5 protein-coding genes are annotated in these 4,925 nt (G+C 34.7%); all 5 read right to left on the reverse strand.

The genetic code is table 11. The features are described from left to right. A partial coding sequence (locus F3G98_RS07380; protein ID WP_149726077.1) for a type VI secretion system baseplate subunit TssG occupies positions 1-769 on the reverse strand: 769 nt, incomplete at its 3' end. After that, positions 766-2,484: a type VI secretion system baseplate subunit TssF gene (gene tssF / locus F3G98_RS07385; RefSeq protein WP_149725957.1), complete on the reverse strand. Its 1,719-nt coding sequence runs from the start codon at positions 2,482-2,484 to the stop codon at positions 766-768. The genes F3G98_RS07380 and tssF, both read right to left, overlap by 4 nt. Next, positions 2,484-2,873, reverse strand: a complete 390-nt coding sequence (locus tag F3G98_RS07390; RefSeq protein WP_012001091.1) for a hypothetical protein — start codon at positions 2,871-2,873, stop codon at positions 2,484-2,486. Before F3G98_RS07390 ends, tssF begins: the two co-directional genes overlap by 1 nt. Positions 2,874-2,881: 8 nt before the next feature. Further along, positions 2,882-4,330: a type VI secretion system contractile sheath large subunit gene (gene tssC, locus F3G98_RS07395; RefSeq protein ID WP_103565630.1), complete on the reverse strand. Its 1,449-nt coding sequence runs from the start codon at positions 4,328-4,330 to the stop codon at positions 2,882-2,884. A 2-nt stretch (positions 4,331-4,332) separates the two neighbouring features. Continuing rightward, entirely contained in the window at positions 4,333-4,818 is a 486-nt protein-coding gene (gene tssB / locus F3G98_RS07400) for a type VI secretion system contractile sheath small subunit (RefSeq protein WP_012001089.1), read from the reverse strand. Positions 4,819-4,925 lie beyond the last annotated feature (107 nt).

A 4,925-nucleotide genomic window follows, 5' to 3' on the forward strand; every position in this document is an offset into this window, starting at 1 on the left:
TCTTCAAATATAAATCAGAAACAAATTCATCATTAGTAAAATAAGAAAGAGTCTCTTGTAGCTCTTTAAATTTATCTTTTTTTGGGAAGAAATTTACAGCCTCTTCGTACTCTATACCGTTTATAAAGACTGCAATCTTAGTTTGTTTTTCAAAAAGCTTTTTACCAAGGATGAAATTTTTACCAAGTGTCCTATTTTTATGGCCTAAGGAGTTTAAATTTGATGGAGCTATGAAAATTTGATTTGGTAAATTTTCAAGTATAAAAAGCTTATCTTTTAGCCCAAAATGGCTCTGAAGCGCAAATTCAACCTCTTTTTTTGGCCTTCTTTGGCTAACTGCAAGTGGCGAAAATGGCAGAAATTTCTTTGCCAGCTGCTTTTCTTTTATATTAAGCATATCAAGTAATATCTTTGAAATTTTATCATCAAGCTCATCTTCAAAAGATCTTGCGTAGTTTTTTAGACTAATGCTGTCAAAAAATAGCCAAAGCAAGTAGTTGTCAAAAAAATCAAAAAATAACTCATAGCTATTGTCATTAGTCTTTGAAATTTTCTCTAAAATGTAGCTTGTTAGGTGCGAGCCGCTTCCTAAAAGACCCATAAAATTTACAATTATCTTTGTAAGCTCCTGCTCATCTAAGCTCTCGAGCTCTTTGATCGGGTAGGCAAAACTCGAGCTATTTTTTAAAAATATCTCGCTCCTATCCCTATTTTTTAGGATGTTTTTTATCAGCTTAAAAAAAGAAGCTTGGCTTATCTCTTCGCTCATACAAGCTCTTTCGTGCCGCTTAAAAACCCATAATCAAATAAAATTTTACTCTTTACGCACTTTATCTTAAGCTCGCAAAATGAGTTAATAGAAGCAAATTTTGATAAAAACTTAGCCAAATTTATACCTAAAACATAGACATTTCCAAGGCTTTCAAACTCGCTCTCATCTATATAAAATATACAAAGCACTCCTCTTTTTGCAAAGCCGCCATCGACCCTGTGGATCTGTTTTGTCTTTATCTCATGAAGCGAGCTAGAAAATTTCTTCAAAAACTCATCATCAGGTAGCATAAAGGCATTAAGCAGTGCTAGAAAAGAGCCCTTGTTTAGTATGCTTTGATAGCTAAATGACAAGATACTAACCAGCCTCCAGAGTAAATTTCCATCTACATTTACACGTTTTACGCTAGTTGGGATAGTTAAATTTTTGGTCACTACACCTTGGTGATTTTGGATTTTGTTTATCTCGCCTAGTTTTAGGTTTGTTGGTAGATCGCCGTTACAGCAAAGCGTCTCGATGCTCACAGTCTGCTCTTTGGTGTCATTTTTAAAAAATGAAATTTCTTTGTAAGAGTTTAGCTTCATATCTATTTTGTTGCTTACAAAGTAATAATCCTTTGATCTTTGGCTATTTAAAAACTCAAACCTCTCAAAGCTTTTGTAGTTTTTAAGTATCCTTTTTTCATTATTGCTGCTGTGAGCGACGACCTTTGTGATAGAAACTATCTCATAAGCGTTTATGTTTGAGCGGTCGATGAAAATTCTATATTCGCTTCGTTTGTTGTTATTTTGTATAGGCTCAGCGCCTTTGGCAAACAAATTTATCGCTGGCGTGGCAAAAAGAGAGAAATACTCTAGCCTTGGTACATAGCCATTTGGCATATCTTTTGAAAAGACAAATTTGATGTTAAAGCTTTTTGCGTCAAATCTTTTTAAAAAACCAAGTCCGTTTATACGGATGAAATTTAGTTTAGATGAAAAATATGAAAGCTCTTTTATAAGCTCAAACGCCTCAAAACCAAACTCATCGCTCTTTATCAAAGCTTCATCAAATTCATCCAAGCTAAGCTTATCAGCTCCAAGTTTTATCTCCTCGTCGCTATCTTCAAAGCTTATGACTATAAATTTTAAGTAGTTTTTTAGCCACATCAAAAGAGTTGAAGAGAAGTATATGTTATCACCAAGGTATAAATTTAAAAAGTTGGTATCAAGCTCTTTGGTGCTAAGCTCATCTTTGGTGATAGATATGTTTAAATTTAAAAGATAGTCGCTTTTGTTGTTTGACATGAAAGCTTTTGATATCTTTAATGGAAGCAAATTTACGTCATATATCGTCTGAAATTTACAAGCCACGCCGTTTATTGGCTTTGACTCTATGATGCTACCTTTTGGTATAAATTCTTTTTTTTCTGAAAAGTCATCTCTTAGAGCAAATTCTTGCATGCAAACTGATGGGAAAGGGTTTGTGTAGCTTGGCATTAAGATATTTATCAAAGACTCAGCTATTAATGGGATATTTTCATCTAGCTCTTGTCTAATCCTTGATGTCAAAATAGCCATATTTTCTATGATACTCTCAACATCAGGATCTTTGCTCTTAGTATCTAAAAATGGTGCAACCTTTGGGAAATTCTTTATAAAAAGAGCTCTCGTTTCATCAAGATACGCCATCTCTTTTTGAAAATAAGCTAAATTATTTTCATTATAATCCATTATAAAATCTCACAATATCTATTGTTCTTAAAAATAACCTTTAGCAAATACTCTTTGAAATTGTCGTTTTTATGCTTATAGTTTATGTTAAAGATGATACGCCAAGGCTTTAGCGAGTCATCATAGCCGATAGAAGTTATCTCTATTCTATTTTCGTTTGAGGTGATTAGTTCATATATCGCCATGCCAAGTCTATGGCCAAGCTCGTTTATCTCGACCCCAACCGACCAAAGATCGATGATACTATCATTTAAACGGCCGTAGTTTCCAAGCCTTGAGTTTAAGATAGTATCGATGTGATCTTTGATGTCGCTGTCTAGGTCTTTGAAGTAGGGACGAAATTTTGACTCATCACTAAATTCATATAAAATTTTATCTATCAGCGACATGCTTAAATTTACTCTTTATCCAGCTTACCAACCAAAGAAAGCTCGAAATTTGCCCCCATAAATTTAAAGTGAGGTCTGGCTAGAAGCTCTATCTTATACCAGCCTGGCTCGCCAGCTATATCGCTAACGATAACTTTTGCGCTTCTAAATGGCCTTCTGCTTCTTACATCAGCTGGTGGATTTTCCTGGTCTGAGATGTACTGTCTTAGCCACTCATTTAAGCCACGTTCAACGTCACTGCGCTCTTTCCAAGTACCGATCTCTTCTCTTTGAAGTACTTTTAGATAGTGTGCCAAACGAGATATCAAAAATACATATGGAAGCTGTGTGCCAAGTCTGAAATTTGTCTCAGCAGCTTTGCCTTCTGGAGTATTTGGGAAAACTTTAGGTTTTAGCACTGAGTTTGCAGAGAAAAATGCTGCGTTGTTGCTATCACGTCTTAGCGTAAGTGTTATAAAGCCATTTTCTGCAAGCTCAAATTCTCTTCTATCTGTTATCAAAACTTCGGTTGGAATTTTTGTCTGAACGCTTCCGTAGTTTTCATAAGTGTAAGTTGGTAGGTCTTTTACAGCGCCACCACCTTTTGGTCCGATGATGTTTCCGCACCATCTATAGTCGGCAAAACTCTCTGTAAGCCTTGTAGCAAACGCATAAGCGCCGTTGCCCCAAAGCATATCATCGTGCTTATCAACGCTTTCGCGGTAGTTAAAGCTTTTTATAGGGTTATCTTCTGGGATATATGGAGATCTAGTAAGAAATCTATTTACCATACAACCTGTATATTTTGCGTCTTCGTTCTCTCTAAAAGTTCTCCATCTTGTGTATTGAGGACCTTCAAGTAGGCTCTTTAGATCTTTTATGTTTTCAAGTTCGCCAAAGTTATCAAGTCCGAAGAATTTAGAAGATAGCGAAGTTAGAAGCGGAGAGTGGCTCATCGCTGCAATTGAAGACATTTTGTTTAAGAAAGTCATATCTTGATTTGACTTATCTAGCTCATAATCAGCAACTATCGCACCAACTGGCTCACCACCAAATTGACCATATTCAGCTGAGTAAATTTGCTTATAAAGTGTGCTTTGAGTTATATCTAGATTGTTTTCAAAGTCATCTAAAATTTCTTCTTTTGTAGCGTCTAAAAGGTCGATCTTTACGTTTTCGTTGAAATTTGTTCTCTCAACTAAAAATCTAATGCCGCGCCAAGTAGATTCTAGCTCTTGGAAAGATTTATTGTGTAAAATTTCATCCATCTGAGCTGATAAAAGCGTGTCTATATGAGCTATCATCTCATCAAGTGCAAGCTTATTTATCTTCTCTTCAGCATTATTTGTTGTGATGACATTTGAGATAAACTCGGCAACTCCTTGCTTTACTACGCTATAACTTTCATCATCTTTTGTATATTTGCTCCTTTGCATTATGCTTTCAATGATAGGAGTTTTTACTTTAGTTTCAGACATTTTTATTCCTTATCTTTTTCGTCTTTAAGCTCTAAAAGAAGCTGTTTTCTACTATCTTCATCCTTAATAGCCTCTAAAACTGCTTTTCTAAAATCAGGCATATTGCCCATAGGTCCTTTTAACGCAACTAAAGCTTTTCTAAGCTGCAATAGCTTCTTTAGCTCAGGTACTTGGTTGATGATATTGTCTGGATTGAAATCCTGAATGCTTTCAAAGTTAAGATCGATATTTAGATCTTCGCTACCAGAATTTAGCCTATTTTTCACTGAAAATTCAGTATGAATGTCTAAACTTTTCATAACCTGATCGAAATTTATCTTATTTATAGAGACAACTTCGCGATCTTCAAGTGGAGTTTGGTTTTCACCAGTTAAATTTGAAACTACCATCAGCTTTAACGGAAGTTCAACATCTGCTTCTTGGTTGTTTGTTTTGGTTCTATAAACAATGTTTATACGTTCTTTTGGTGGGATTGAATTCTCTGCCATAATAACATCCTTTTTTTGAGTAAATGATTTAAGAATTATAATTAAATAAAATTAAAGAAGTTTTAAAAAAACATATTTTATCACAAAAATGTTTTTGCCTTTATATA

This window comes from Campylobacter concisus, assembly GCF_902460895.1.
GTDB classification, from domain to species: Bacteria; Campylobacterota; Campylobacteria; order Campylobacterales; family Campylobacteraceae; genus Campylobacter_A; species Campylobacter_A concisus_BC.